28 protein-coding genes and 2 tRNA genes are annotated in these 25,628 nt (G+C 65.8%); 11 read left to right on the plus strand and 19 right to left on the minus strand.

The annotated features are described in order from the left end of the window. Together FFS35_RS02610 and FFS35_RS02615 are read left to right on the plus strand one after the other, a co-directional pair. A partial coding sequence (locus FFS35_RS02610) for an OST-HTH/LOTUS domain-containing protein (RefSeq protein WP_212742159.1) occupies positions 1 to 195 on the plus strand: 195 nt, incomplete at its 5' end. 8 nt (positions 196 to 203) lie between these two features. Continuing rightward, on the plus strand, positions 204 to 1,826 hold the full coding sequence (locus FFS35_RS02615) for a M20/M25/M40 family metallo-hydrolase (protein ID WP_137785580.1): 1,623 nt from the start codon (positions 204 to 206) through the stop codon (positions 1,824 to 1,826). 35 nt (positions 1,827 to 1,861) lie between these two features. Here the strand turns inward: FFS35_RS02615 and FFS35_RS02620 are convergent, their stop codons facing one another. From FFS35_RS02620 to folE, 5 genes are all read right to left on the minus strand, one after another. Beyond that, the gene (locus FFS35_RS02620) at positions 1,862 to 2,401 is read right to left on the minus strand and encodes a hypothetical protein (RefSeq protein ID WP_249341414.1); all 540 of its coding nucleotides are present in this window, start codon (positions 2,399 to 2,401) and stop codon (positions 1,862 to 1,864) included. Positions 2,402 to 2,403: 2 nt separating this feature from the next. Continuing rightward, positions 2,404 to 4,083, minus strand: coding sequence for an energy-dependent translational throttle protein EttA (ettA, locus tag FFS35_RS02625; protein WP_137785582.1), 1,680 nt, complete (start codon positions 4,081 to 4,083; stop codon positions 2,404 to 2,406). A 90-nt stretch (positions 4,084 to 4,173) separates the two neighbouring features. Beyond that, complete coding sequence (locus FFS35_RS02630) at positions 4,174 to 4,524, minus strand: dihydroneopterin aldolase (protein ID WP_137785583.1); 351 nt, start codon at positions 4,522 to 4,524, stop codon at positions 4,174 to 4,176. Beyond that, complete coding sequence (locus FFS35_RS02635) at positions 4,517 to 5,269, minus strand: SDR family oxidoreductase (protein ID WP_137785584.1); 753 nt, start codon at positions 5,267 to 5,269, stop codon at positions 4,517 to 4,519. The genes FFS35_RS02630 and FFS35_RS02635 overlap by 8 nt, the downstream gene beginning before the upstream one ends. Next, positions 5,266 to 5,880 (minus strand): GTP cyclohydrolase I FolE, encoded by a 615-nt coding sequence (gene folE / locus FFS35_RS02640; protein ID WP_137785585.1) that lies wholly within the window; start codon positions 5,878 to 5,880, stop codon positions 5,266 to 5,268. Before folE ends, FFS35_RS02635 begins: the two co-directional genes overlap by 4 nt. Before the next feature lie 233 nt (positions 5,881 to 6,113). On the opposite strand from folE, the gene FFS35_RS02645 reads away from it, so the two are divergent. Both FFS35_RS02645 and FFS35_RS02650 read left to right on the plus strand, forming a co-directional pair. Then, positions 6,114 to 9,011, plus strand: coding sequence for a TonB-dependent receptor (locus FFS35_RS02645; RefSeq protein ID WP_137785586.1), 2,898 nt, complete (start codon positions 6,114 to 6,116; stop codon positions 9,009 to 9,011). 202 nt (positions 9,012 to 9,213) lie between these two features. Continuing rightward, entirely contained in the window at positions 9,214 to 9,474 is a 261-nt protein-coding gene (locus tag FFS35_RS02650; protein ID WP_137785587.1) for an SWIB/MDM2 domain-containing protein, read from the plus strand. A gap of 120 nt (positions 9,475 to 9,594) precedes the next feature. Here the strand turns inward: FFS35_RS02650 and FFS35_RS02655 are convergent. From FFS35_RS02655 to FFS35_RS02675, 5 genes are all read right to left on the minus strand, one after another. Then, positions 9,595 to 9,671 (minus strand) — tRNA-Arg (locus FFS35_RS02655). A gap of 114 nt (positions 9,672 to 9,785) precedes the next feature. After that, positions 9,786 to 10,217 carry a DUF1178 family protein gene (locus FFS35_RS02660; RefSeq protein WP_137785588.1) on the minus strand — a complete coding sequence of 144 codons (432 nt, stop codon included), beginning with the start codon at positions 10,215 to 10,217 and terminating at the stop codon, positions 9,786 to 9,788. Further along, the gene (locus FFS35_RS02665; RefSeq protein ID WP_137785589.1) at positions 10,214 to 11,038 is read right to left on the minus strand and encodes a carbon-nitrogen hydrolase family protein; all 825 of its coding nucleotides are present in this window, start codon (positions 11,036 to 11,038) and stop codon (positions 10,214 to 10,216) included. Before FFS35_RS02665 ends, FFS35_RS02660 begins: the two co-directional genes overlap by 4 nt. Beyond that, positions 11,035 to 11,292 (minus strand): glutaredoxin 3, encoded by a 258-nt coding sequence (gene grxC / locus FFS35_RS02670; protein ID WP_137785590.1) that lies wholly within the window; start codon positions 11,290 to 11,292, stop codon positions 11,035 to 11,037. The genes FFS35_RS02665 and grxC overlap by 4 nt, the downstream gene beginning before the upstream one ends. 32 nt (positions 11,293 to 11,324) lie before the next feature. Further along, entirely contained in the window at positions 11,325 to 12,050 is a 726-nt protein-coding gene (locus FFS35_RS02675; protein ID WP_137785591.1) for a ComF family protein, read from the minus strand. Positions 12,051 to 12,148: 98 nt separating this feature from the next. Here FFS35_RS02675 and FFS35_RS02680 point away from each other — a divergent pair, with 98 nt between their 5' ends. Beyond that, the gene (locus tag FFS35_RS02680) at positions 12,149 to 12,982 is read left to right on the plus strand and encodes a methyltransferase domain-containing protein (protein WP_137785592.1); all 834 of its coding nucleotides are present in this window, start codon (positions 12,149 to 12,151) and stop codon (positions 12,980 to 12,982) included. 75 nt (positions 12,983 to 13,057) lie between these two features. Here the strand turns inward: FFS35_RS02680 and FFS35_RS02685 are convergent. Then, positions 13,058 to 13,134 (minus strand) — tRNA-Pro (locus FFS35_RS02685). Between the two features lie 48 nt (positions 13,135 to 13,182). Further along, complete coding sequence (locus tag FFS35_RS02690) at positions 13,183 to 13,488, minus strand: antibiotic biosynthesis monooxygenase (protein ID WP_137785593.1); 306 nt, start codon at positions 13,486 to 13,488, stop codon at positions 13,183 to 13,185. A gap of 122 nt (positions 13,489 to 13,610) precedes the next feature. On the opposite strand from FFS35_RS02690, the gene yajC reads away from it, so the two are divergent. The 4 genes from yajC to FFS35_RS02710 are packed head-to-tail and all read left to right on the plus strand — an operon-like array spanning position 13,611 to position 16,902. Continuing rightward, positions 13,611 to 13,949 (plus strand): preprotein translocase subunit YajC, encoded by a 339-nt coding sequence (gene yajC, locus FFS35_RS02695; protein WP_137785594.1) that lies wholly within the window; start codon positions 13,611 to 13,613, stop codon positions 13,947 to 13,949. 1 nt (position 13,950) lies between these two features. After that, positions 13,951 to 15,555: a protein translocase subunit SecD gene (secD, locus tag FFS35_RS02700; RefSeq protein ID WP_137785595.1), complete on the plus strand. Its 1,605-nt coding sequence runs from the start codon at positions 13,951 to 13,953 to the stop codon at positions 15,553 to 15,555. 14 nt (positions 15,556 to 15,569) lie between these two features. After that, entirely contained in the window at positions 15,570 to 16,532 is a 963-nt protein-coding gene (gene secF / locus FFS35_RS02705) for a protein translocase subunit SecF (protein ID WP_137785596.1), read from the plus strand. 1 nt (position 16,533) lies between these two features. Further along, positions 16,534 to 16,902: an Mth938-like domain-containing protein gene (locus FFS35_RS02710; protein WP_249341415.1), complete on the plus strand. Its 369-nt coding sequence runs from the start codon at positions 16,534 to 16,536 to the stop codon at positions 16,900 to 16,902. Here the strand turns inward: FFS35_RS02710 and FFS35_RS02715 are convergent. Both FFS35_RS02715 and FFS35_RS02720 read right to left on the minus strand, forming a co-directional pair. After that, complete coding sequence (locus FFS35_RS02715; RefSeq protein WP_137785598.1) at positions 16,887 to 18,056, minus strand: glycosyltransferase; 1,170 nt, start codon at positions 18,054 to 18,056, stop codon at positions 16,887 to 16,889. The two genes, FFS35_RS02710 and FFS35_RS02715, sit on opposite strands and share 16 nt — an antisense overlap. A gap of 73 nt (positions 18,057 to 18,129) precedes the next feature. Beyond that, positions 18,130 to 19,140 carry a polyprenyl synthetase family protein gene (locus tag FFS35_RS02720; RefSeq protein WP_137785599.1) on the minus strand — a complete coding sequence of 337 codons (1,011 nt, stop codon included), beginning with the start codon at positions 19,138 to 19,140 and terminating at the stop codon, positions 18,130 to 18,132. Positions 19,141 to 19,259: 119 nt separating this feature from the next. Between FFS35_RS02720 and FFS35_RS02725 the strand changes: the two genes are divergently transcribed. Continuing rightward, a complete protein-coding gene (locus FFS35_RS02725) occupies positions 19,260 to 19,538 on the plus strand; it encodes a chorismate mutase (RefSeq protein WP_137785600.1) in 279 nt (92 codons plus the stop codon). Between the two features lie 50 nt (positions 19,539 to 19,588). Here the strand turns inward: FFS35_RS02725 and FFS35_RS02730 are convergent, their stop codons facing one another. The 5 genes from FFS35_RS02730 to FFS35_RS02750 all read right to left on the minus strand — a co-directional run bounded on the left by FFS35_RS02730 (position 19,589) and on the right by FFS35_RS02750 (position 24,523). Then, positions 19,589 to 20,329 (minus strand): CPBP family intramembrane glutamic endopeptidase, encoded by a 741-nt coding sequence (locus tag FFS35_RS02730; protein WP_137785601.1) that lies wholly within the window; start codon positions 20,327 to 20,329, stop codon positions 19,589 to 19,591. Beyond that, a complete protein-coding gene (gene glpX / locus FFS35_RS02735; protein ID WP_137785602.1) occupies positions 20,307 to 21,272 on the minus strand; it encodes a class II fructose-bisphosphatase in 966 nt (321 codons plus the stop codon). Before glpX ends, FFS35_RS02730 begins: the two co-directional genes overlap by 23 nt. A gap of 45 nt (positions 21,273 to 21,317) precedes the next feature. Next, positions 21,318 to 22,907 (minus strand): ABC-F family ATP-binding cassette domain-containing protein, encoded by a 1,590-nt coding sequence (locus FFS35_RS02740; RefSeq protein ID WP_137785603.1) that lies wholly within the window; start codon positions 22,905 to 22,907, stop codon positions 21,318 to 21,320. Positions 22,908 to 23,039: 132 nt separating this feature from the next. Beyond that, positions 23,040 to 23,861 (minus strand): 2,3,4,5-tetrahydropyridine-2,6-dicarboxylate N-succinyltransferase, encoded by an 822-nt coding sequence (gene dapD, locus FFS35_RS02745; protein WP_137785604.1) that lies wholly within the window; start codon positions 23,859 to 23,861, stop codon positions 23,040 to 23,042. Then, positions 23,858 to 24,523, minus strand: a complete 666-nt coding sequence (locus FFS35_RS02750) for a pyrimidine 5'-nucleotidase (RefSeq protein ID WP_137785605.1) — start codon at positions 24,521 to 24,523, stop codon at positions 23,858 to 23,860. The genes dapD and FFS35_RS02750 overlap by 4 nt, the downstream gene beginning before the upstream one ends. A gap of 97 nt (positions 24,524 to 24,620) precedes the next feature. Here FFS35_RS02750 and FFS35_RS02755 point away from each other — a divergent pair, with 97 nt between their 5' ends. Further along, positions 24,621 to 25,616, plus strand: a complete 996-nt coding sequence (locus FFS35_RS02755; protein WP_137785606.1) for an LLM class flavin-dependent oxidoreductase — start codon at positions 24,621 to 24,623, stop codon at positions 25,614 to 25,616. Positions 25,617 to 25,628 lie beyond the last annotated feature (12 nt).

Below are 25,628 nucleotides of genomic sequence, written 5' to 3' on the forward strand. Positions count from 1 at the left end.
GCCTATGACAATGTGAAGCGGGACGAGCGCGGCTTCGTCAGCCTGTCGGAGATGGGGCAGCTCACCGCAAACCGCTCCAGCTTCGACGTGCGCAATTACGGTTTCAAGCGGCTGTCGGACCTGATCCAGTCTGTCCCCAATTTCGCAGCCGAGCGTCGCGACGACGGCCGCGTCTTCGTGCGCCGCGTTCGCTAGGAGTTCTCATGCGCCTCCCTCCCCTCGTCGCGCTCGTCGCCGCGCTCGCCACCCCCGCCGCCGCGCAGACCGATCCGCAGCGCCTGTCGGATACGGTTCGCACCCTCGCCTCGCCCGAATTCGGGGGCCGCTCGCCAGGCACCGCGGGCGAGAAAACGACGATCGAATGGCTGTCGGGTGCGTTCAGAAAGCTCGGGCTGGAGCCGGGCGCGGCGGACGGAAGCTGGGTGCAGCGCGTGCCGCTCATCCACACCCGGATCGGCGCGGGCACGATCAGCGCCGGCGGCGTGCCGCTGGTACAGGGCACCGACGTGTCGATGACGACGGTGCGCGGGGATGCGCATATCGCGATCAAGGACGCGCCGATCGTGTTCGTGGGCTACGGCGTTTCCGCACCCGAAGCGAAATGGGACGATTTCAAGGGCGTGGACGTGCGCGGGAAGGTTGTCGTCTTCCTTGTCAACGATCCCGATTTCGTGGCGCAGCCGGGCGAGGATGCCGTGGGCCGGTTCGGCGGCAACCGCATGACCTATTACGGCCGCTGGACCTACAAATACGAGGAGGCCGCGCGGCGCGGCGCGGCGGCCGCGCTGATTGTCCACGATACCGATGCGGCGGGCTATCCCTGGTCCACCGCCAATGCCTCGAACGGCGAGAATTACGATATCGTGCGTGCGGCGGACGATGCGCGGGTGCCGCTTCAGGGCTGGCTCTCGCACGAGGCGGCGGACAGGCTGTTCGCCTCCGCCGGGCTCGATCTTGCCCGGTTGCGCGTCGCGGCGCGCTCGGCGGCGTTCCGCCCGATCGAGCTGAAGCCGCGCTTCTCCGCCGATCTGCCGGTGAAGGCGGAGCGCATCGAGAGCGCGAACGTGATCGCGCGGATCCCCGGCGCGAAGCGGGCGGACGAGACGGTGATGTTCGGCGCGCATTGGGACGCCTATGGCGAGGGTCCGCCGGACGCGAGCGGCAAGACGCTGCGCCCCGGCGCGAACGACGATGCGCTCGGCACCGCCGGCGTGCTGGAGCTGGCACGCCAGTTCAAGGCCGCCCCCAGGCCCGACCGCACCCTCGTCTTCGCCTTGTGGACAGGCGAGGAGCGCGGGCTGCTCGGCTCCGAATATTATGCCGCGCACCCGCTGTATCCGCTGGCCAGGACCGCCGCGAACCTGACGCTCGACATCCTCCAGACCGGCGGCCCGGCGAAGGATGTGGTGCTGGTCGGTGCGGGCAATTCCTCACTCGATACGCTGCTTGGCGACGCCGCGAAGGCGCAGGGGCGCGTCATCACGCCCGAATCGGCGAGCGAGCGCGGGCTGTTCTACCGCGCGGACCATTTCTCGGTCGTGCGGCGCGGCGTGCCATCGCTGCTGCTGATGGCATTGGGCGGCGCGCCGGACCTGAAGGCAGGCGGCCGCGAGGCGGGGCAGAAGTGGCTGGACGGCTATATGGCCTGCTATCACAAGACCTGCGACGCCTGGTCGTCCGACTGGAACTTCACGGGCGCGGCGCAGGACGTCGACCTGTTCTTCGCGATGGGCAGGCAATTGTCGAAGGCCGGCGTGTGGCCGCGCTGGAGCGCGGGCAGCGAGTTCCTGGCGGTGCGCAACCAGAGCGCGACCGAGCGCAGATAAGCCGCGTCAGCCTCCGCCGTGCGGCGCGGCGGACGTTATCGTGCCGCGATCAGCAGCGCCGCCGCCGCACGATCCAGCGCCGCCAGCGCGCCGCCCTGATAGCGCGCATCATGGTTCACCTCGCGCGCTGCCCAGGGCGGGATCGGGATCGCGGCCAGCGCATCCGCGTCGCCGGCCTCGATCTCGGCGAGCACGAGCCCCTCAAGCCGCTGCGAGAACACGTCCACGGCGAATTCGGCGCCGCCCATCGGCAGCGCGTGTCGCCGCTTGACGATCAGCGCCGCCGGCAAGGCGGCGAAGACCTCATATTCGGCAGCGGTGAGATAGGCGTTGACCATCGCGCGGGCGAGCGGATCATCCGCCTCGTATTTTTTCGCGAGCTTGTACGCGATCTCGCCGGACGCGCTGTCGGTCATGCGGCGCAGGCGCACGCGCGTGGCGGTGATGTAGCGATCCTCGATCAGCACATGCGCGGGCGGCAGCGCGGGCAGCAACGCCCGCTCAACAAGAAAACGCCGCTCCCGCTCGACATGGCTGTATTTGGGCGCGGCAGCTTCGTCCGCGCCCGTACGCATCATCACCGCGTCAGCTTCTTGTACGCCAGCCGCGTCGGGCGATCGGCGGCATCGCCCATGCGGCGGCGCTTGTCTTCCTCATAGCTTTCGAAATTCCCCTCGAACCATTCGACATGGCTGTCGCCCTCGAATGCGAGGATATGGGTGCAGAGGCGATCGAGGAAGAAGCGATCGTGGCTGATGACCACGGCGCAGCCCGCGAAGCTTTCCAGCGCCTCTTCCAGCGCGCGCAGCGTTTCCACGTCGAGATCGTTGGTCGGCTCGTCGAGCAGGAGGACGTTGCCGCCCTCCTTCAGCATCTTCGCCATGTGGACGCGGTTGCGCTCGCCGCCGGAGAGCTGGCCGACCTTCTTCTGCTGATCCGGCCCGCGAAAGTTGAACGCGCCGACATAGGCGCGGGTGCCCAGTTCCTGCTTGCCGAAACGGAAGATGTCGACGCCGTCCGAAATCTCCTCCCACACGTTCTTGTTGGGATCGAGATCGTCGCGGCTCTGATCGACATAGCCGAGCTTCACGGTCGAGCCGACCTCGATCGTTCCGCCATCGGGCTGTTCCTGGCCGGTGATAAGCTTGAACAGGGTCGATTTGCCCGCGCCGTTCGGCCCGATCACCCCGACGATGCCACCGGGCGGCAGCGTGAAATCGAGGTTCTCAAACAGCAATTTGTCGCCATAGGCCTTGGTCAGCCCCTTCGCCTCGATCACCTTGCCGCCGAGCCGTTCGGGGATCTGGATAAGGATCTGCGCCTTGCCGACGGCGCGGTTCTCCTGCGCGGCCATGAGCTCGTCGAACGCACGGATACGCGCCTTCGACTTGGTTTGACGCGCCTTGGGGGTTTGCCGCATCCAGGCCAGCTCGTCGGCGATCGCCTTCTGCTTGCCCGCCTCGTCGCGCTCTTCCTGCTCGAGCCGCTTGGCCTTCTTTTCCAGATAGCCGGAATAGTTCGATTCGTAGGTGTAATAACGCCCGCGATCCAGCTCGAGCACCCAGTTGACGACGTTGTCGAGGAAGTAGCGATCGTGCGTGACGAGGATGACGTTGCCGGTATATTCCGCGAGGAAATTCTCCAGCCAGCCGACGCTTTCGGCGTCGAGATGGTTGGTCGGCTCGTCGAGCAGCAGGATATCCGGCTTTTCGAGCAGCAGCCGGCACAAAGCCACACGACGACGCTCACCCCCCGAAAGATTGGTGACGGGCGCGTCGGACGGCGGGCAGCGCAGCGCCTCCATCGCCTGTTCGAGCTGGCTGTCGAGGCTCCAGCCGTCCGCCGCATCGATCTTCGCCTGAAGATCGCCCATTTCCTCCATCAGCGCGTCGAAATCGGTATCGTCCTTCGGATCGCCCATTTCCGCGGAAATCGCGTTGAATCGCTCGATCATGCCGACGACCGGGCCGGCGCCGAGGCGGACGTTCTCGATCACCGTCTTGGTGGGATCGAGCGTCGGCTCCTGCGGGAGATAGCCGACGCGAACGCCCTCCGCCGCCCAGGCCTCGCCCTGGAATTCGGTGTCGATGCCGCCCATGATCTTCATCAGGGTGGATTTGCCGGAGCCGTTCGGGCCGATGATCGCGATCTTCGCGCTCGGCAGGAACTGGAGATGGATGTTGTTGAGCACCGGCTTGTTGGCGCCGGGGAAGGTCTTGGTCAGACCTTTCATGACATAGGTATATTGCACGGCCATGGCGGTTCGGTGGCTCCGTCGATCAGATCTTGGCTGCTGGATTTTCGCGCCATGTAGGCGCGCACCGGCCGGTTGGCAATTACGCGCCGCTCAGCGCGTGCGGACGATCTCGCAGCCGACCGCCGCATCGGGATAAATATCCGGCTTAACGGAGCGCACCCGCACCCGCCGGACGCGCGGATCCTCGAAGCACAGCGCCGCGATCGTATCCAACAGCGTTTCCTGCAGGGCGAAACCGCGCGCTTCGCTCAGCGCGCGGATACGTTCGCGCACGAAATCGTAATCGAGCACCTCGCTGATCGCATCGCAACGCGGCGGGGACGGATAGTCGACCGTCATCTCCACCGTGAGACGGACACGTTGCGGCGCCTGCTCGTGCGGATGGATGCCAAGCAGCATCCGAACCTCGAGCCCCTCCAGAATCGTCGTATATTCAGCCATCACGCCCTTCGAACATCACATCGCGATCACGTTTCAGGAAGCGCTGACCGCAATCGACGAATAAATTCTGGCCGGTCACGCTGCGCGCGTCGAGCAGATAGACGACCGCCTGCGCGATCTGATCGGCCCCCACCGGCCGCTCCAGCAGGTTCGCGCGCGCAACGCGATCGAATTCCCCGGCGGTCTGATCGCCACTGGGCAGCGTCAGCCCGGGTGAAACCGCGTTGACGCGCACACGCGGCGCGAGCGCCAGCGCCATCATCTCCGTCGCGCCGGCGAGGGCGTGCTTGGAAAGCGTGTAGGAGAAGAAATCCGGGTTCGGATTGGCGAGCTTCTGATCGAGCAGATTGACGATCGCGCCGTCCTCCAGCCCCGGTTGCTTCGCCAGCGCCTGGGCGAGAATCGCCGGCGCGAGGCTGTTGACGGCGTACAGCCGCGACGCGAGCGCGGCATCGATCCGTTCCGGCCGATCGAACTCGAACAGCGAGGCGCTGTTGACGAGCCCGTCGACGATACCTTCCGCCGCCGCCGCCGCGCGCGCGAACATGGCCGGAAGCTCGCGCGAATCGGCCAGATCGCCGGCGACCGTCACGCCGCCCGTCGCGCGCGCCAGCGCCTCCGCCTCCGCACGCGATGTCCCATAATGGATCACCGGCCGATGCCCCGCCGCGGCGATCGCGCGGGCGATCGCGGCGCCGAGCCGCTTTGCGCCGCCGGTCACCAGCACGTTGCGGCGGCGCGTCACCCCTTCTGGCCCATCAGCGCGAGCACCTCCTTGCGGCTGCGCTCGTCATCGCGGAACACGCCCATCATCCGGCTCGTGACCATCGCCACGCCGGGCGTGCGCACCCCGCGCGCCGTCATGCAGGCGTGGCTGGCCTCGATCACCACGGCGACCCCCTGCGGCTTCAGGCCGGTCCAGATGCAATCCGCCACTTCCGCAGTCAGCCGTTCCTGCACCTGGAGACGGCGGGCAAAGGCGTGCAGAACGCGCGCCAGCTTTGAAATGCCGACCACGTGATTGCGGGGCAGATAGGCGATATGCGCCTTCCCGATGATCGGCGCCATATGGTGCTCGCAATGCGACTGGAAGGGAATATCCTTCAGCAGCACGATCTCATCATATCCCCCGACCTCCTCGAACACGCGCGACAGATGCTTCGCAGGGTCATCGCCGTAACCCGCGCAATATTCGCGCCAGGCACGCGCGACGCGTTGCGGCGTATCGAGCAGACCTTCGCGCGTGGGATCATCGCCAGCCCAGCGGATGAGCGTTCGCACGGCTTCCGCTACGTCGCCGGGCACTTCCACCTTGCCATCCGGCGCCCGGCGCTCGCCGGGATTTTGCTCGGTCACATAATTCTCCCTGATCGATCATACCGCATTTGCGAAAACCCTCTCCCAACGCTCCACGACATTAAGTCCCTCAATGCAACTGTTTCCTTTCGGACACAGCCGATACCCCTCCGTGCAACCGTGGATATGATTTGGTTTGACTTCGCAAATTCCCGAACGCTAATCTCCATACCGCACCATCAAACCCGCGAAACCGGCAACAGAACGGCGCGGACCTTAGGAGGGGGATGCAGATGAACAAATCCACTTTGTTGGCCGCATCGGCTTTGACGATCGCTGTTGCCAGCCCCGCATGGGCGCAGCAGGGATCGTCAACCGGCACGATGCCGCAGGATATCGTCGTTACCGCGCAGCGCCAGTCGCAAACCCTGCAGGCCGTGCCGATCGCCGTTTCCGCCTTTACGGCGGAATCGCTGGAAAAGCAGCAGATCGATAACGCCTCCGACCTCCAGCTGACCTTGCCGAACATCACCTTCTCGAAGGGCAATTTCACCGGATCGAGCTTCACGATCCGCGGCATCGGCGACCTTTGCGTCGGCATCTCGTGCGACGCGGCGACCGCGATCCATCTGAACGGCACCCCGCTGCTCGCCACCCGCATCTTCGAAACCGAATATTTCGATCTCGAGCGCGTCGAAGTGCTGCGCGGGCCGCAGGGCACGCTCTTCGGCCGTAACGCCACGTCGGGCGTGTTAAATTTCATCACGGCCAAACCCCGCACGGACAAGTTCGCAGCCTCCGGCGAGGCCGAATATGGCAATTACAATTCGGTGCGCGTGAAAGCGATGGTGAACGTGCCGCTCACCGACACGCTCGCCGTGCGCCTCGCCGGCTTCTATCTGAATCGCGATGGTTATACGACCAACGTGTATAACGGGCAGAAGCTCGACGGCCGCGATATGTGGTCCGTCCGCGGCTCGATCCGGTGGGAGCCGACAATCGACACCACGGTCGATCTCGTCGGCAGCTATTTCAAGGAGAAGGACAACCGGCTCCGCATCCAGAAGCAGCTCTGCCAGACCGATCCGACCGGCGTCCTCGGCTGTCTGAACAACCGGCTCGATTCGGGCCGGGTCAACAGCAACGCCACCTTGGCGGGCGTGCTGGGCAGCTCGCAGTTGCTGGGCGTGAACGGCATCCCTGCGCCGCAGAACTTCGCGCTCGGCTCGGTGTACGGCCCGGACAGCTATACGGGCAATCCGATCCTCACCGACCCACGGCAGGTCTATACGGCTTATTCGCCGACGTACGTTACCGACGAGTTGCAACTGCAGGCGCGGATCGAGCACAACTTTGGCTCGATCAAGGCGCAATTGACGGGTTTCTATCACGAAACCATGGTTGATTCCTCGCAGGACTATAACCTCGGCGTGCAAAATCGCTCGCTGATCCAGCCAGCGCTGAACAATCTCGCCGCTGCCGCCGCCGGCGCCTATGGTCCCGCGGTCGGCGCCTATCTGACACCGCTCGCAAATGCCCTGATCCCGAACGGCCCAACCGGAGCCCTGTGCACGTCACAGCCGGTAGAGAACGGTCTGGGCGTTTTCGGCGGACAGGCGAATTGCAGCAACGTGCCGCTGGCGTTCGACAGGTCCGACCAGAAAACGCACGACTGGTCGGTGGAAGGCATCATCTCTTCGAACTTCGACGGCAAGTTCAATTTTCTGCTCGGCGGCATTTACGTGAATGCCACGGTCCGCAACGGTGACTATTATGTGAATGGCTTCGGGCTGGATTATATTTCAGGGTTGCTTGGCAGCTTTTCTTCTCTTGGAAAATCTACCCCGACATCCCCTATTCCGCCTTCATATCTCGGAACACCGTATTTTTATAACAACACGATTTCCTTTGGTCTGAAATCGTACGGCATTTTCGGCGAGACATACTATGATTTCAGCGACAAGCTAAAGCTGACCGTAGGGGTACGCTATAACAACGACAAGAAGTCGGTCGCTTCCCGATCGACGCTGGCGAGCTTCCTGGTTCCGTACAGCCAGACCGGCAGCGCTTTCGATTCACCGTTGGGTGTCACCCCCATCAATATTCAAAACGCCGGCTTCGATCGCGTAACTGGTCGAGCCGTTCTCGATTACAAATTCAGCAAAGATCATATGCTCTACGCCTCCTATTCGCGCGGGTACAAGTCGGGCGGATTCAATCCTCCGGTTCAGGTGCCAAATCTGGTCGTTTCGTCGACATTCGCGCCGGAGCAGGTGGACGCGTTCGAAATCGGATCGAAGAATACGTTCGATGGCGGTCGCTTCACGTTAAACCTCACTGGCTTCTATTATAAGTACAAGGGTTTGCAGCTGAGCCGAATTGTTGCGCGTACTTCGGTTAACGACAACATCGATGCTGATATCTATGGCGTGGAAGCGGAAGCATTCTTCCGTCCGGCGCCCGACTGGTCGATCAACATGGGCGCGAGCTACCTCCACACCAAGGTGACGAGCACCAAGCTGTATATAAACCAGCGCGACCCGGGCGGCGGACGTTCGGATGCCGTAATCATCAAGGATATCACCAACGCATCCAACTGCGCCGTGATCCCGACCGTGGCAGGCAACGCTACTGCCACTAATACTTTCGTTACCGTGGCCAACGGCCTGATCAGCCCATCCCTGCAGGGGCCGACAGCGTTTCCTGCCGACGGCGGGATCAAGTCAACCGGCGCATTCAGCGTCTGTTCCGCGCTCGCCGGCGCCGCTTTCGCGCCCTTGCGTGCCGCTTATGGCGTGGAGGTGCTTGGGGACGGCGTTGCACAAAGCATCAAGGGGAATGAACTGCCGCAGGCGCCAGTGGTGAAATTTTCCGCCGGAATCGAAAAGACCTTCAACTTCGACAATGGGATGAGCATCGTGCCACGCGCCGATCTCACCTACACTGGCGAGAGCTACGGCAATATCTTCAACGGCCGTGTCAATCGCATCCCCGGCTATGAGGTCGCCAACGCGCAGATTCAGCTCAATGGCCCGGATAACCGCTGGTTCGTGCGCGGCTTCATCCAGAACATCTTCAACAACAACGCCATCACGGGTGAGTATCTGACCGATCAGTCATCCGGCCTGTTCACCAATATCTTCACGCTCGAACCCCGCCGCTATGGCGTAGCTGCCGGGTTCAAGTTCTGATGCTGGGTGGCCCCGGTTTCCTTCGGGGAACCGGGGCCTTCCCAAATCAGCCGGACATCCAGGCTCGCCCCTGCGACGAAACCGGGCGCTATCGCCATGCTAAGGCGTGACATTGACGAAAAGGAGGCGCACAAGCGTGGCGCGCTCACGAAGGCGTGATTCCGATAGAGGCCGGTCAACCGGCGCAACAGGAAGGAATACAATGGCTACGACTACCAAGAGCGGCGGCATCCACGCGCCCGTCCAGCCCTCCCCGGAGCTGGGCGCGATCGTCGGCAACGACAAGCTGCCGCGCAGCCAGGTGATCAGCAAGGTGTGGGATTACATAAAGTCGCACAAGCTGCAAAATCCCGAGAACAAGCGCGAAATTCTTGCCGATGAAAAGCTCAAGAAGGTTTTCGGCAGGGACAAGGTGACGATGTTCGAGATGAACAAATATATCTCGCAGCACGTGAAGGCCTGAAGCCTGCTTCGGCGCCGGTCGCGCAAGATCGGCGCCGCTTTATCGCTTACCGCTGCCAGTTGGCGCGGCACTTTCCAATCGCGATAGTTCGGGCGAAGCCGTAAACGGCGGCGCAAGATCTGGCGTCCCCGAGAGGATTCGAACCTCCGACCTGCGGTTTAGGAAACCGTTGCTCTATCCTGCTGAGCTACGGGGACCGGCCACGATCGCCCTAGAGGCTGGACCGGGAGCGGTCAATCGAGTTGCTCGCGCAGCGGCCGTACCATTGCACGGGCCGGCGCGTTCTTCTCCAGCGCCGCGAAATAGACATGTCAGTTGAGAGATTCGGGCGGCCGAACCGGCAGTGGCAATGGCGCGACCGGCACCCCTTCGTCGATCAGCGCCTTCGCCTCGGCGGGGGTCGCCTGTCCGTGGATCGAGCCATGCTCGCGCTCGCCAAGATGCATCGACCGGGCTTCCTCGGCGAACCGGCTGCCGACCCACTGCGATCCCTCCAGCGCCCGCGCCTGCGCCGCCGCGAGCGCTTCAAGCGCGCGCTTCATCTGGTCGGGCGCGGCAGCCGCGGCAGCGCGCTCTCCCTTTGGCGCGACGCGCGGCGCCATCACAGCCTTGGTGATATCGGTCGAGCCGCACAACGGGCAGGCGATCAGCCCGCCGGCACGCTGCCCTTCGAACGCCTCCGAAGAAGCGAACCATGTCTCGAAAACGTGGTCATCCGGGCACCGCAGATCGAATACGATCACCGCGAAACCTCTACCGGCGGAATCCCGCGACGGTGCTTCAACACCGGAATACGTGCGCGCACGGCGTCGAGCGCGGCCGGATCGAGCGCGATAAATCCGATGCCGGGCGCCTCCCCCATGTCGAGCAGCACCTCGCCCCAGGGATCGACGACCAGCGAGTGCCCATAGGTTTCGCGGCCATCCTCGTGCTCGCCAGTCTGCGCGGCCGCGATCACAAACGCGGCGGACTCGATCGCACGCGCGCGCATCAGCACGTGCCAGTGCGCCGCGCCCGTCGGTCGTGTAAAGGCCGCCGGGATGCTCAGCACGGTCGCCCCCGCATCACTGAGCGCGGCATAAAGCCCCGCGAAACGCAGATCGTAACAGATGCTGAGACCAAGGCGTCCGATCGGCGTTTCGACAGCAACCGCAGAGGCGCCGGCGGTATAGCTGGCCGACTCGCGCCAGCGCTCGCCAGTCGGCAGATCGACATCGAACAGGTGCAGCTTGTCATACCGCGCGCGCACGTTCCCGGCCGCATCGATCACGAAGCTGCGATTGGCGAGCAGGCCGTCCGGCCGGCGCAACGCCAGCGAACCCAGCTGGACCCAGATTCCAGCCTCCCTCGCCGCCGCGCGAACGGCAGCAAGGACGGCGTCCTCCTCCTCGGCCGCGATCGATGCTGCCGCACGCTCCCGGTCACGATCGAGCAGCCCGGACATTTCCGGCGTGAACAACATCGCCGCCCCGCCCTGCCCGGCAGCCCGGACCGCCTCCACCAGCGCGGCCGCGTTGCGCGACGGATCGATCCCGGTATTAAGCTGGGCGAGCGCTACCTTCATGATCCAAGCAGCGCATCCAGCTTTCCCTCGGAATCGAGCGCGGCAAGATCATCGGAGCCGCCGATGTGACGACCATCGATGAACACCTGCGGCACGCTGGTGCGGCCGCCGGCGCGCTCCAGCATCTCGGCCCGCTTCGGGCCGCCCATCGTGAGATCATATTCGATCGGCTCGACGCCCTTTTCCGCCAGCAGGCGCATCGCACGCGCGCAATAGGGGCAGAAGGCTTTGGTGTAGATTTCAACTTTTGCCATGCCGTAGGAAGTGTGGGGCGATGGCCCGCTTGTCAATCCGCGTCGCCCTCATCGAGCACCCGCGCCCAGCATAATATCGTGACCGAAGCGGCGCCCGCCGCCAGCAACGCCTGGGTCGCGGCATTTGCGGTGGCGCCGCTGGTATGCACATCGTCAACGAGCACCACATTGCGGCCACGCATGCGATCGGCCCCGCGCGGCGCCACGCGAAATACTCCCCGCAGAGCCGCCCGCCGCTCGCGCGCACTCAGCCCGCGGAGCATCGGTGTAGCCCTGAACCGTTCAAGGATCCGGTGGTCCGCCGGCACGGTGCTCATGCGCGAAAGCGCGGCGGCGAGCAGCCCGGCCTGGTTGTAGCCACGTCGCCACAGCCGCCATCGGTGCAGCGGCACCGGCAACAGCAGATCGGCATCGGCCGGCATCAACCGGATCATCTGCCGCGCCGCCGTATCGGCATAGGCCGTGCGGCCGGCGTATTTGAGCTTCAGCGCCAGCGTTCGTGCGACATCGCCATAAGCGACGGCGGCGCGCACCCCGCGATGGCGCGGCGCATCGACAATACATGCCGCGCAGCGCGCCTCCTCGCCGCGCGCATAATCGAACGGCACATTGCACCCCGCGCACCACGGAGGACCGACGAACCGCAGGCTCCCCCAGCAAGGCGCGCAGAAATGATGATCCGCCACCGTCACCGTCCCGCACCCGGGGCAGCGAGGCGGCAGCGCAACCTTCAGCAACTGGCGCATCGCCTCACGCATACTGGCTCCCCCCGGATCCCCCTTGTCCCGCCGATCGGCCGGGGGCACAAGCCGCGATCGCCGCGCCCCCCGGCATGCACGTTCACAGGACCGATCCCATGCATCCGCCTGAAATTTTCGACCGTGCCGCCCGCCGACTGCGTCGCGACCGGATCGCGGGCGCTTATGCCGATCACGATTTCCTCCGCAACGCGATGATCGACGGCCTCCTCGATCGCCTGGCGAGCGTGAAGCGCGAGTTTCGCGAGGTTTTGGATCTCGGCGCGTTCGACGGGAGCTTTGCCCTGCCGGGTGCCCGGATCGCGCGGCTCGATCCGGGGCGGCGTTTCGCCGCCGCCACCGGCGGCGTGCAGGCCGATGAGGACCGGCTGCCGTTCCGCGACGCGTCGTTCGACCTGGTCGTATCGGCGGGCTCGCTCGACACGGTGAACGATCTGCCCGGCGCGCTCGCGCTGGTGCGGCGCGCGCTTAGGCCGGACGGGCTGTTCCTCGCCGCATTCACCGGTGCGGGCTCGCTCGCCACATTGCGTGCAGCGCTGCGCCAGGCGGAGGGGGAGAACCCCGCGCCGCGCCTCCACCCGCAAATCGACGTGCGTGCCGCGGGCGATCTGCTGATGCGCGCGGGATTTGCGTTGCCGGTCGCCGATATCGAGACGCTCGATGTCCGCTATGCCAGTTTCGGGCGCCTGCTCGACGATCTGCGCGGCATGGGCGCCAGCAACATCCTGGCCGGGCGCCGCGCGATGCGCAGGGACGTGCTGGCGCGCGCCGCCGCCGCATTCGCGCAGCGCGCGGAAGCCGACGGGCGAACCACCGAGCGGTTCGCGATCATCTATCTGACCGGCTGGGCGCCATCCCCGGATCAGCCGACACCCGCGCGGCGAGGAAGCGCCACCGCCTCATTGGCGGCGGCGATCGGCAAACGGGATTGAAGCCCCGGAATTCCGCGATCTTCCAATGGATGAACCGCAAGTCGCCGCCAAGGGACGGCTGGTTTGCGGTAAAATTGGTCGGGGCGACAGGATTCGAACCTGCGACCCCCACACCCCCAGTGTGATGCGCTACCAGGCTGCGCTACGCCCCGACCGGAGGGCGGCCTCTACGCGCCCCCCGCGGACAACGCAAGCCGGGTTCAGACCAGTTTGCGCCAGTGCGCCCCGTCCCACGCATCGACGGCCATCGCCTGGGGCGAATGATCGCGCAGCGCCCGGCCGAACGCCTTCTGGTGATCCGCCGCTCCGTGCGCCGCCAGCGCTTCGACACTGGCCCAGCGCTCAGCGACGCGGATCAGATCCGGGTCAGCGGCGTCGAACGCGAAACTATACTCGTCGCACCCCTCCTCCGTCAGCACCTTCCTGGCATGATCGGCCAGCAGCCCGGCCGCCTTGGCGCCTTCCCCGGCGGCCAGCTTGATAGTCCCCATCACCAATATCGTCATCGCTCTCTCCTGCGGACTCGTTGCTTTCACGCCGCCTCATGTTGCACCGATATCGTTACGATGATAGCGCCCGGGGCTTCCGCGCGGGCCTTTCGCCCGCCGTATAATCATGAACGGGTAAAATGCTCATTTCTCCAGCTTACGCCCAGGTTGCCGGGGGCGCCGCGCAGCAGAGCGGGATCGCCGGCTTTCTTGGTCTCGCGCCGCTGTTCCTGGTCTTCATCGTCTTTTATTTCCTGATGATCCGCCCGCAACAACGGCGGATGAAGACGCTGCAGAGCGCGGTTTCCGCGGTGAAGAAGGGTGATTCGGTCGTCACCGCCGGCGGCCTGCTCGGCAAGGTGACGAAGGTCGAGGAAACCGTGGTCGAGGTGGAGATCGCGCCGAGCACGCGCGTTCGCGTGGTCAAGGCGACGCTCGCCGAAGTGACGCCGCTCGGCGGCAAGCCGGCGAACGACTGAGATGCTGGACTTCCCGCGCTGGAAGGTCTTTTCGATCTGGGCGCTGCTCGCGGTGCTGGTGGCGCTCGCCATCCCAAGCCTGCTGCCGCAGCGCGTCACCGATCAATGGGGCCGTTTTCCGCATCCGCGCATCAACCTCGGTCTCGATCTGGCCGGCGGCAGCTATCTGCTGCTCGAAGCGGATGTGAGCGACCTCCAGTCGAGCCGGCTGGAGCAGATGCGCGAACAGGTGCAGACGGAGATGCGTCGCCAGAACCCGCGGATCGAGATCGGCGAGATCTCGACGCGCGACGGCAAGCTGACCTTCCTGCTGCGTGATCCGACGCAGGTCGATGCGGCGCGCGAGCGCCTGCTGTCGATCACGGGCGGCGGCGCGGGGATGACCGGCCAGCGTGAATGGGACATCGCCGTAATCGACACGAGCCGCTTCGTTCTCACGCCGACGGCCGCCGGCCTCGCTCAGGCCGTCGATCGCGCGATGGGCGATGCTACCGAGGTGGTTCGGCGGCGGATCGACGAACTCGGCACGCGCGAGCCGACGATCATCCGGCAGGGCTCCAGCCGCATCGTCGTTCAGGTGCCGGGGCTCCAGAATCCGCAGGCGCTCAAGGATCTGCTCGGCAAGACCGCCAAGCTTGAGTTCAAGCTGGTCGACCCGACCGCCACCCCGGATCAGCTCCGCAACAAGCAGGCGCCGATCGGCAGCCAGATCCTGCCCTATCCGAACAACCCCAGCGGCGTGCCGTTCATCGCCGTGAAGCGCTCCGTGATCATCACCGGCGACATGCTCACCGACGCGCGGCAGGAATTCTCGCCGCAGACGAACGAGCCACAGGTGGCGATCACGTTCGACAGCCAGGGCGGGCGTCGCTTCGCCAAGGTGACGCAGGAGAATGTCAACAAGCCGTTCGCGATCATCCTCGACAACAGCGTGATTTCCGCGCCGAACATCAACGAGCCGATCATGGGCGGCCGGGCATCGATCTCCGGCAGCTTCACGGTGGAAAGCGCCAACCAGCTCGCCATCGCGCTGCGCTCGGGCAAACTGCCCGTCGCGCTGAAGGTGGTGGAGGAATCGACCGTCGGCCCCGATCTGGGCGCCGATTCGATCCGCGCCGGCATCCTTGCGTCCGCCGTCGCGGTCGCGCTGGTCGTCGCGTTCATGTTCATCACCTACGGCCGCTTCGGCCTCTATGCGAACCTCGCGGTGGTCATCAACGTCTTCGTCATCGTGGGCGTCCTGGCACTGATCGGCGGCACGCTCACCCTGCCGGGCATCGCCGGATTCGTGCTGACGATCGGCACCGCGGTGGACGCCAACGTGCTCATCAACGAGCGCATCCGCGAAGAGCGGCATCGCGGGCGATCGATCGTACAGGCGGTGGAACTGGGCTATAAGGAGGCGAGCCGCACGATCTTCGAGGCGAACATGACGCACGCCATCTCCGGCGTCATCATGTTCGTGCTGGGTTCGGGGCCGGTAAAGGGCTTCGCGGTGGTATTGCTGATCGGCATCGTCACCTCGGTGTTCACCGCCGTCACCTTCACGCGGATGCTGGTCGCGCAATGGTTGCGCCGCGCCAAGCCCAAGACGATCAACATCTGAGGCGAGCGAGAACCATGAAACTTTTGAAGCTCGTCCCCGACGATACGAACATCGACTTCGTCCGCCTGCGCAAATGGGCGTTCGCCCTAACGCTGGTGCTCAGCCTGCTTGCGGTGGGCCTCACCTTCGCACGCGGGCTGAACTTCGGCGTCGATTTCGAGGGCGGCCTGATGATCGAGGAGAAGTTCGCGAGCGCGCCCGATCTCGATCACGTCCGCAAGGTGGTCGATTCCCTCGGCGTGGGCGATGCATCGCTCCAGCAGTTCGGCGACCCCAAGACGATCACCGTCCGCCTGCCGGTGCAGCAGGGCGCGGACGAAGGCGCGACCAACGCCGTCGTCAAAAAGGTGGAAGTCGCGCTCGGCCAGAACTTCCCGGGCGCGACGTTCAGCCGCTATTCCACCGTGTCCGGCAAGGTATCCGGCGAGTTGATCCGTAACGGCGTGCTGGCGGTGGTGCTGGCGGTGCTGGGCATCGGCCTGTTCGCGATCGTTCGCTTCGAATGGCAGTTCGGCGTCTCGACCATCGTGGCGATCGTGCACGATCTGTTGATGACGCTGGGCTTCTTCGCGCTGACGCAGTTCGAATTCGATCTGAATATCGTCGCCGCCGTGCTGACGATCATCGGCTATTCGATCAACGACAAGATCGTCATCGACGACCGCATCCGCGAGAACATGCGCCGCTATCGCAAGATGGACATGCGCGAGATCATCAACCTGTCGGTCAACGAAACGCTGCCGCGTACCGTGATGACCTCCGTGACGATCCTGCTCGCACTGCTCGCGTTGCTGTTCCTCGGCGGCCATGTGCTGCGCGGCTTCACGGCGGCGATGATCCTGGGCATCGTGGTCGGCACCTATTCGTCGATCTACGTTTCCTCCTCGCTGCTCATCACGCTCGGCCTGCGCGCCGAGCCGACCGGGGCGCGCGGCGATGTCGAGCGGGCGGAGCGCGTGGGGCCGCGCGAAGGCTGACGTGGAACTGGAACGTACCCGCGACCCTGCCGGGCCGATCGTCAAGGGCATCGGCCCGGCGGGCTTCCGCACCGATGACGGCACGTTCGCCGCATTGCTGATGACGGTGGATGCGGTCGCCGCATGGCGCCCGCCCCCGCTGGCCGAGCTGTCGCCGGATCATCTGGCGCCATTGCTCGCGGGCAACCCGGAATTCGTCCTCATCGGCACCGGCGGGGATCTTTCGCGACCGCCATCCGCACTGGTTGCTTCGCTGGAAGATCGCGGTATCGGCGTCGAGGCGATGGACAGCCGCGCCGCCGCGCGTGCGTGGGGCGTGCTGCGCGGTGAAGGGCGACAGATCGCCGCCGCGCTCTATCCGCTCGCCTGACGCGCCGCCACCAGGCCCGCGAGGTGCGCATGCAGCGCCGCGGTATTCGCCTCCCATGTGAACGGGAGCGCCTGAGCGCGCACCGCCTCCGATGACGGCGGATCGGCGAGCAGCGTGGCGATCGCGGCGGCGAAGGAATCCGCGTCGCGCGCGACCACGCGCCCTGCGGCGGGAACGGTCACCACCTCATGCGCCCCACCCGCGGGCGGGATGACGATCGGAGTTCCGCACGCCAGCGCCTCGACCCATGCGTTCGCCAGCCCCTCCGACGATGACGCCAGCGCCATGACGTCCGCCGCCGCGATCAGGCCGGGAAGCTCCTCATGAGGCACCGAGCCAAGCAGGCGGACCCGGTTCGCCAGACCTGACCGCTCGATCCGCGCCGCCAGCGCGCCGTGAGCCTCCCCCGCGCCGGCGACAAGCAGCGTCACCCCGTCGAGCCGCGAAATCGCATCGATCACCACATCGTGCCCCTTGCGCGGTATCAATGCGCCGACCGACACGACAAGCGGCCCGGCCACCCCCAGCCGCGCCTTCGCCGCCGCGCGGTCGCCCGGCGCGAACCGCGCCAGATCGACGCCGGTATGGTGAACCCGCACTTTCTCCGCCGGAATGCCGATCGCCGCCATGTCCGCAGCCATCGCCCGTGACACGGCGAGCAGCCCGTCCGCCGCCAGCCCTGCGCTCACCACCTGTCGCGCGGTGGCGCGGGCATGGCCCCAATGATGAATATCCGCCCCCCGCGCCTTGATCGACACCGGAATGCCGAGCTCCCGCCCCAGTGCGACCGCCGCCGGCCCGTCCGGGAAGAAGAATGAGGCATCGATCACATCGAACGCGCGCCCGCCAATCGCGCGCCGCACGGCGCGGAGCATCGCGGGCGCATGAAACCGGCCGCCAGTCCCCGGCAAGACGATGAAGCGCGGCCTCAACAGCTCAACGCCTTTCCACATCTCGCGCGCGGGCAACGCCGCCAATGCGCGATACCGCGGATGCCGAGAAAGCGGCCACGGCGGAATCCCGACCGGCGCGACGATCGTCAGCGCGACCGAGGGATGCGCCGCGAGCCCCAATGTCTGCCGCTCGACGAAGACGCCGAAATTCGGCCGCGTCGCATCGGGGAACAGCGAGGAAAGGGTCAATACGCGCAGCATCGCGCAGTGATCTAGCGGAAGGGCGTTAAGGCTTCACGATCGATCGAAGACAGGCCGGTGCGAGCCGTTCGTATCAGTAAGCTCGCGCCACGGCGAACTTCACCGCCTCGACCATCGCATCCTTCGCCTCGCCCGCGGCGAACGGGCCGAGCGCATCGATCGCGCGCTGGCCATAGTGGCGGGCGCGCGCCAGCGTATCGTCCACCGCACGGGTGGCGCGCACCAGTTCGACCGCCTGGGCGAAATCCGCATCGCTGTCGCGCCGCCCCTCCACCGCGTCTTTCCAGAACCGGCGGTCCACATCCGATCCGCGCGCATAAGCGAGGATCACGGGAAGCGTCATCTTGCCCTCGCGGAAATCGTCGCCCGCGTCCTTGCCCATCGTGCCGGCATCGGAAACATAATCGATCGCGTCGTCGACAAGCTGGAAGGCGATGCCGAGATTGCGGCCATAGGCATCGAGCGCCGCTTCCTCGCTCTCGGGCCGCTCGGCCACCACAGCGGCAATACGGCAGGCGGCCGCGAACAGCGCAGCAGTCTTCGCGTTGATGATATCGAGATAGCGATCCTCGCCCAGATCGATCCGACGCGCGGCGGTGAGCTGATTAACCTCGCCCTCCGCGATCACGGCGCTGGCATTAGACAGGATCTTCAGCACCTTCAGGCTGCCGTCCTCCACCATCAGCTCGAAGCTACGGCTGAACAAAAAATCCCCCACCAGCACGCTCGCGGGATTACCCCAGATCAGGTTCGCCGTGCGCTTGCCGCGTCGCAGGTCCGAGCCGTCCACCACGTCGTCATGCAGCAGCGTCGCCGTGTGGATGAACTCCACCGCCGCCGCCAGCCGATGATGCCGCGCGCCCATGTAACCCAGCAGCCGCGCGCTCGCGAGCGTCAGCATGGGGCGCATCCGCTTGCCGCCGCCCGCGATCAGATGCCCGGCAAGCTCCGGGATCAGCGGGATCTGGGACTGCATGCGATCGAGGATCGCCGCATTGACCATGTTCATGTCACCGGCGACCAGCGCGATCATCGGTTCGAGAGAGGGGGCCCGATCGGCCAGACGGTGAATGGTGGCGCTCATCTGCTGGCAGGCTCTAGGCCACGGCCAAGAAAACGCAATAAGCGCTATTGCGGGCCGAGCCTTGCGCGCGCGCCGCTCCCCACGCAAAAGGCGCGGGACTGACGGATTCGGGGGGCGAGATGCCGGACGACGTGCTTAAGGGTTATCGCAAGAGCATCGACAATATCGATGCCGCGCTCGTCTGCCTGCTTGCCGAGCGGTTCAAGATCACGCAGGCGGTCGGCCGGCACAAGGCGACCTCGGGCATGCCCCCCGCCGATCCCGGCCGTGAGGAGGCGCAGATCACGCGGCTGCGCCAGCTCGCCGAGGATGCCGAGCTGGACCCGGAATTCAGCGAGAAGTTCCTGCGCTTCATCATCGACGAGGTGATCCGCCACCACGAGCGGCTGCGGGCCTGAGGCAGCGCGCGCGCCGTGATGCGCGACTGACCTGTCTTTCGGTCGATCGATCATATCCGCCGCGGCCGCCATGCACCCGTAACCGCGGGGCGGATGACCAGGCTGTTTAGATCGACGATGATATGTGCGGCGATCGCGAGCCACAATGCCCCGCTTGCGAAGTAGAACGCGACGAAGACGAGACCGGTCAACCCGGTCGCGACCACTCCCGCGATCCCCTGATAACGATGCGCGGCGGCGAACATCAGCGAGGAAACGACGAACCCGGCAAGCGCGCTTCCGCTTGCGAGCGCGACCAGCAATGGCAGCGTCAGGCGAAAATACAGCTCCTCCGCCACCCCGGCCACGATCGACAGAACCACGCCCCAGCCAAGATCGGCACGGTCGCGCGGCAGAAGCCAGCCGAGTTCGCCGAACATCGGCCCGCGCAGCCCCTTCCGCCGCCACCGAATGAAGGCGATCGCGCCGCCGATCGTGCTGCCGCCCGCAGCGCCGACCAGCAGCATCCAACCATCGCTCGCAACGATCCAGCCCGCGACCCCGACCTCCCTGGCAAGCCGCTGAAAGGAAGCCGGCAGCACCCACAAAGCGCGCCATTCGCCCGCGAGCGCCAGCGCAAGGAGCGCTGGCAATGCAAAACCCGCAATCTGGCGGACGGTTACGGCGAGATAGGCGCCTGACCGCCCATGCCCGAAATCCAGCCTCAGACGACGCCGCAGATACCAGCTCATCGCGAGCATCGCGACGAGCAGCAGCGCTGCAATCACGTCACCGCTCGATGCGATGCTCACCCTTCACCCAGCGCACCGTGCCGGACGAGGCGCGCATCACGACGCTCTCGGTCGTCATCTTGTCACCACGACGCTTGACGCCCTCCAGCAGCGAACCATCGGTCACGCCGGTCGCCGCGAAGATGCAATCGCCCTTGGCAAGATCCTTCAGATCATATTGGCGATCGAGATCGGTGATGCCCCATTTGCGGGCGCGCGCGCGCTCATCCTCGTTGCGGAACAGCAGCCGCCCCTTGAACTGCCCGCCGACACAGCGCAGCGCGGCACAGGCCAGCACGCCCTCCGGCGCGCCGCCAGACCCCATGTAGACGTCGATGGTGGTATCGGGATTGGTGGTGGCGATCACACCGGCCACGTCGCCGTCGCCGATCAGCACGATCCCGCAGCCGATCGCGCGCAGCTCCGCTATCAGCTTTTCGTGACGCGGGCGATCGAGCACGCAGGCCATGATCTCGTTCGGCTCCACGCCCTTGGCGGCGGCGATCGCCTTGATGTTTTCGGTCGGCGACTTGTCGAGATCGAGGATATTCTCCGGGAAGCCCGGTCCGACAGCCAGCTTGTCCATATAGACATCCGGCGCGTTGAGAAGGCCGCCGGCTTCCGCGATCGCCAGAACCGCCAGGCTGTTCGGCCCGGATTTGGCGCAGATCGTGGTGCCTTCGAGCGGATCGAGCGCGATATCGATCTTCGGCCCGGTGCCGCTGCCCACCTTTTCGCCGATGAACAGCATCGGCGCCTCGTCCCGCTCACCTTCGCCGATCACGACGGTGCCGTCCATGTCGAGGCTGTTGAGCGCTTCCCGCATCGCCTCCACGGCGGCGGCGTCGGCCGCCTTCTCGTCACCGCGCCCAACGAGCGTGGACGCGCCGATCGCGGCGGCTTCTGTAACACGCACCATTTCGAGCACGAGAACGCGATCGAGAACCTGACTGGCTTTGGGCATCGAATTCCCCTTGAGACTTTCCCGCGCCGATAGGAGGCGCGTGGATCAATGTCGAGATGATGTTTGGTCGATCCAGATCCGGCGCTCGATCCCGATCGCCTCGAGAAACGCCCGATCGTGGCTGACGACCAGCAGCGCGCCGTCGAAATCGAGCAGCGCACGCTCAAGAACCTCGATCGAATCCAGATCGAGATGATTGGTCGGCTCGTCGAGCAACAGGAGCCAGGGCGGCCGCTCACCCGCCAATGCGCAGGCCAACCCCGCACGCAGCCGCTCTCCCCCCGATAGCGCCCCCGCAGGCTTGAGCGCGCCGCGATTGCGAAAAGCGAAGCGCGCGCACACCGCCCGCGCCTCTCGTTCTTCGAGCGCCGGATTGAGCCGCTGGAGATTGCCCAGGACGGTATCCCCGTCGCCGAGCAACCTCACGTGCTGATCGAGCATCACCGCGCGCTCGGTGCACCGTACAATGCCGCCATCAGGCGCGATCGCCCCGCTCGCAAGCTTCAGAAATGTCGTCTTGCCAGCGCCGTTCGCCCCCATGATCGCAACGCGTTCCGGCCCCCGCATCGACAGGGACCACGGGCCGAAGACACGGCCGCCAAAAGCCACGCTCGCCCGCTCGATCGAGAGCACCGCGGCGTTGGCAGCCAGGCCGGTGGGCGGGAGCGCAATCGTCAGCGGCGTCAACACCTCAACCTGCGCTCGTGCCTCATCCGCCCGGGCACCCGCATCCGATACCAGCCGTTCGCCAATGCGCCGACCGCGCGCGGCACTGTTTTCCGCCCGCCGCTCCATCGCGCCCAGCAGGATCCGTGGTTCCGATTTTCGCGCGGCGAAGGCGCGCCCGGCCTTGTCGCGCCGTTCCTGCGCCTCATGCCGCGCTTGCGCCTCGCGCCGGGCCGCACGCAGCCGCGCCTCGCCACGTTCGAGCTCGCTCGCCGCGCGCTGGCGGTCGGCATCGCGCGCGGCCGCGAACTCGCTCCAGCCACCGCCGACGATGCGGATGCCGATCGGCGTAAGCTCGACGATGCGATCCATCTTTTCCAGCAGCGCGCGATCATGGCTCGCCACGATCATCCCGCCGCGCCAGCCGGTGACAAGATCGTTCACCGCGGCGCGGCCCGCCATATCCATATTATTGGTCGGCTCGTCGAGCAGCAGAACGTCGGGGGCCGCAATCCTGAGTCGCGCGATCCCGACGCAGGCGCGCTCACCGCCGCTCAGAGACGCAACCGGGCGATCGAGCGCGATATCCGGCAGCCCGACCGCAGCAGTGGCTTGCGCGACACGCGCGTGAAGTTCCCAGTCGGCGGCCGCGAAATCGTCCGCCCTCCCCTCACCGGCCAGTACGCGCGCCAGCAGCGCAAGCGGCGCGGCGACGCCCAGCGCATCTGCAACGGTTTCGTCGGGTGAACATGCCTGCGCGAGCGTGCCGATCGTGCCCGCGCGCACGATCGTGCCGGCCGCGGGGTCGGTCGCGCCGGCGATGATCGCAAGCAACGTCGACTTGCCCGCGCCGTTGCGACCTACCAGCCCGACGCGCTCGGCGCCGAGGGAAAGCGTCAGATTGTCGAAAAGCCGGTGGCGATCAGGGGTGGCGGCGGCAATTGAATCGAGCGTCAGAAACGAAGTCATGAAGCACCGTGCAAGCGGATGAGACGAAGCGGTCGGCGTTGTTCATCCGGTGGTACACGGTGCTTACTCCATTCTTTTCCGGGGATTATAATGGGGCGGCGCGCCGATCCGCGCAACCACCCGCCCCGCTCTTCAATCGCGCAGAAGCTCGTTGATGCTCGTCTTGGACCGCGTCTGCGCATCGACCCGCTTGACGATAACCGCACAATAGAGGCCTAGGTTGCCGCCGGTCGAACCTGGCACCACGACCGAATAGGGCGGCACGTGCCCGCGGAAGACCTCACCGGTGGCACGATCGATGATCTTGGTCGAGGCGCCGAGATAGACGCCCATCGAGAGCACCGCGCCCTCGCCCACGCGCACGCCTTCCGCCACCTCGGCGCGCGCGCCGATGAAGGCGCCATCGCCGATGATGACCGGGTCCGCCTGCAGCGGTTCGAGCACACCACCGATGCCCGCGCCGCCGGAGAGATGGACGTTGCTGCCAATCTGCGCACAGCTGCCGACCGTCGCCCAGGCATCGATCATCGTCCCCTCGCCCACATGCGCGCCGATGTTGACGAAGCTGGGCATCAGGATCGCGCCCCTGGCGACGAACGCGCCGCGCCGGACGATGCTGCCGGGCACGGCGCGGAAGCCGGCCTCGCGGAACTCGCTTTCGCTCCAGCCGGAGAATTTCGACGGCACCTTGTCAAACCAGTGGCCGGCCCCGGGCCCGTTGTCGATCAGCGCATTGTCGTTGAGCCGGAACGACAGCAGCACCGCCTTCTTCAGCCACTGGTTGACGCGCCAGCCTCCCTCGCCGTCCGGCTCGGCGACGCGCGCCGCACCGGAATCAAGCAGCACCAGCGCGCGATCGACCGCTGCCCGCACCTCGCCGACGGTGGCCAGGCCGATCTCCGCGCGATTTTCCCATGCGGCGTCGATCGTCTGTTCAAGCTCGGTAATGCTCATGCCCGCTCCAATATATCGTGCAACCAATGGGTGAGATCGTGGGTGACGTGATCGATGAAGCTGCGGTCGCTGTCCGCCGCCTGCTCGGAGCCGTTGTCCACCCACACGGTCGTCATGCCGATGGCCTTCGCCGGCGCCAGATTGCGCGCCATGTCATCGACGAACAGCGACTCGCGCGGGTCTATCCCGAACGCCGCGCACAGCCCGGCATAGGCCGATGGCGCCGGCTTGGGCATCAGGTCCATCGCGTGGATATCGTGCACCGCCTCGAAGGAGGCGCCCAGCCCGAGCCGGTCGAGGACGCGCCGCGCATAGGGGCCGTCGCCGTTGGTGAACACGATCTTGCGGCCCGGCAGCTTGGCGATCGCGGCCGCCAGCGGCAGATTCTTCTCCAGCACGTCCATCTCGATATCGTGGACGAAATCGAGATAATGGTGAGGATCGATCTCATGCTCCGCCATCAGGCCAGCGAGCGTGGTGCCGTGCCCGAGAAAATAAGCCTTCTGAATCCGTCGCGCTTCGGGGAGATCGACGCCGAGAAGATCGGACACATAGGCCGCCATCTTCACGTCGATCAGCGCGAACAGATCGGCGCTCGCAGGATAGAGCGTGTTGTCCAGATCGAAGATCCAGTTTCGGATCGAAGCAAGCGTGGGCGGCATCGCGGCGGCCTTAGGCCGGTAAGATCGCAAGGACAACGCCGCGCGCGATCATCATGGGAGGTTGCGGATCGCAACCCATCACGCCACATCTGACAGCATGACTGGATATTCCCTGCTCGATCTCGTTCCCGTGGTACAGGGCGGCACTGTCGCCCAGTCGCTTGCCAATGCCGCCGATCTCGCGCGCCACGCCGAGCGCCATGGCTACAACCGTTACTGGGTGGCCGAGCATCACGGGATGGCCGGCATCGCCTCCGCCGCCACCGCCGTGGTGATCGCGCATGTCGCGCAGGCGACATCGACGATACGCGTCGGCGCAGGCGGCATCATGCTGCCCAATCACGCGCCGCTGCAGATCGCGGAGCAATTCGGGACGCTGGACGCGCTGTTTCCCGGCCGCATCGATCTGGGCCTCGGCCGGGCGCCGGGATCTGACCAGCGTGTCGCGCGCGCGCTGCGGCGGACGCTGGATACCGATCCGAACGCCTTCCCGAATGATGTCGTCGAATTGCAGAGCTATCTTGCCGACGACGGACGCACCGGCATCTCGGCGACGCCCGGCGCGGGCGCTAAACCGGAGCTGTGGATTCTCGGCTCAAGCCTGTTCGGCGCGCAGCTGGCCGCGATCCTCGGCTTGCCCTATGCCTTTGCCTCGCATTTCGCGCCGGATGCGCTCGATCAGGCGCTGGATGCCTATCGCAGCCAGTTCAGGCCTTCCGCTCAGCTGGCCAAGCCGCATGCGATGGCAGGATTCAACGTTTTCGCCGCGGATACCCATGAGGAAGCGGAATTTCTCGCCAGTTCGCAGCAACAGGCGTTCGTAGCGCTGCGCACTGGCAACCCGCGCCAATTGCCCCCGCCTGTCGCCGGATACCGCAGCAGCCTGCCGCCGCAACATGCCGCGATTCTCGATCATGTGCTGCAATGCACCGCGATCGGCACACGCGATGAAGTCGCGCGCGGGATAGACGCATTCGTCAGGCGCACCGATGTGAATGAGGTGATGCTCACCAGCATGATCTACGACCACGATGCGCGCAAACGTTCGCTGGCGATCGCGGCGGAGGCGATGCAGGCGCTGGAGCCGGCCTGACGGCACCCGCGT

The organism is Sphingomonas sp. 3P27F8 (assembly GCF_005502745.1).
Classification (GTDB): Bacteria; Pseudomonadota; Alphaproteobacteria; order Sphingomonadales; family Sphingomonadaceae; genus Sphingomonas.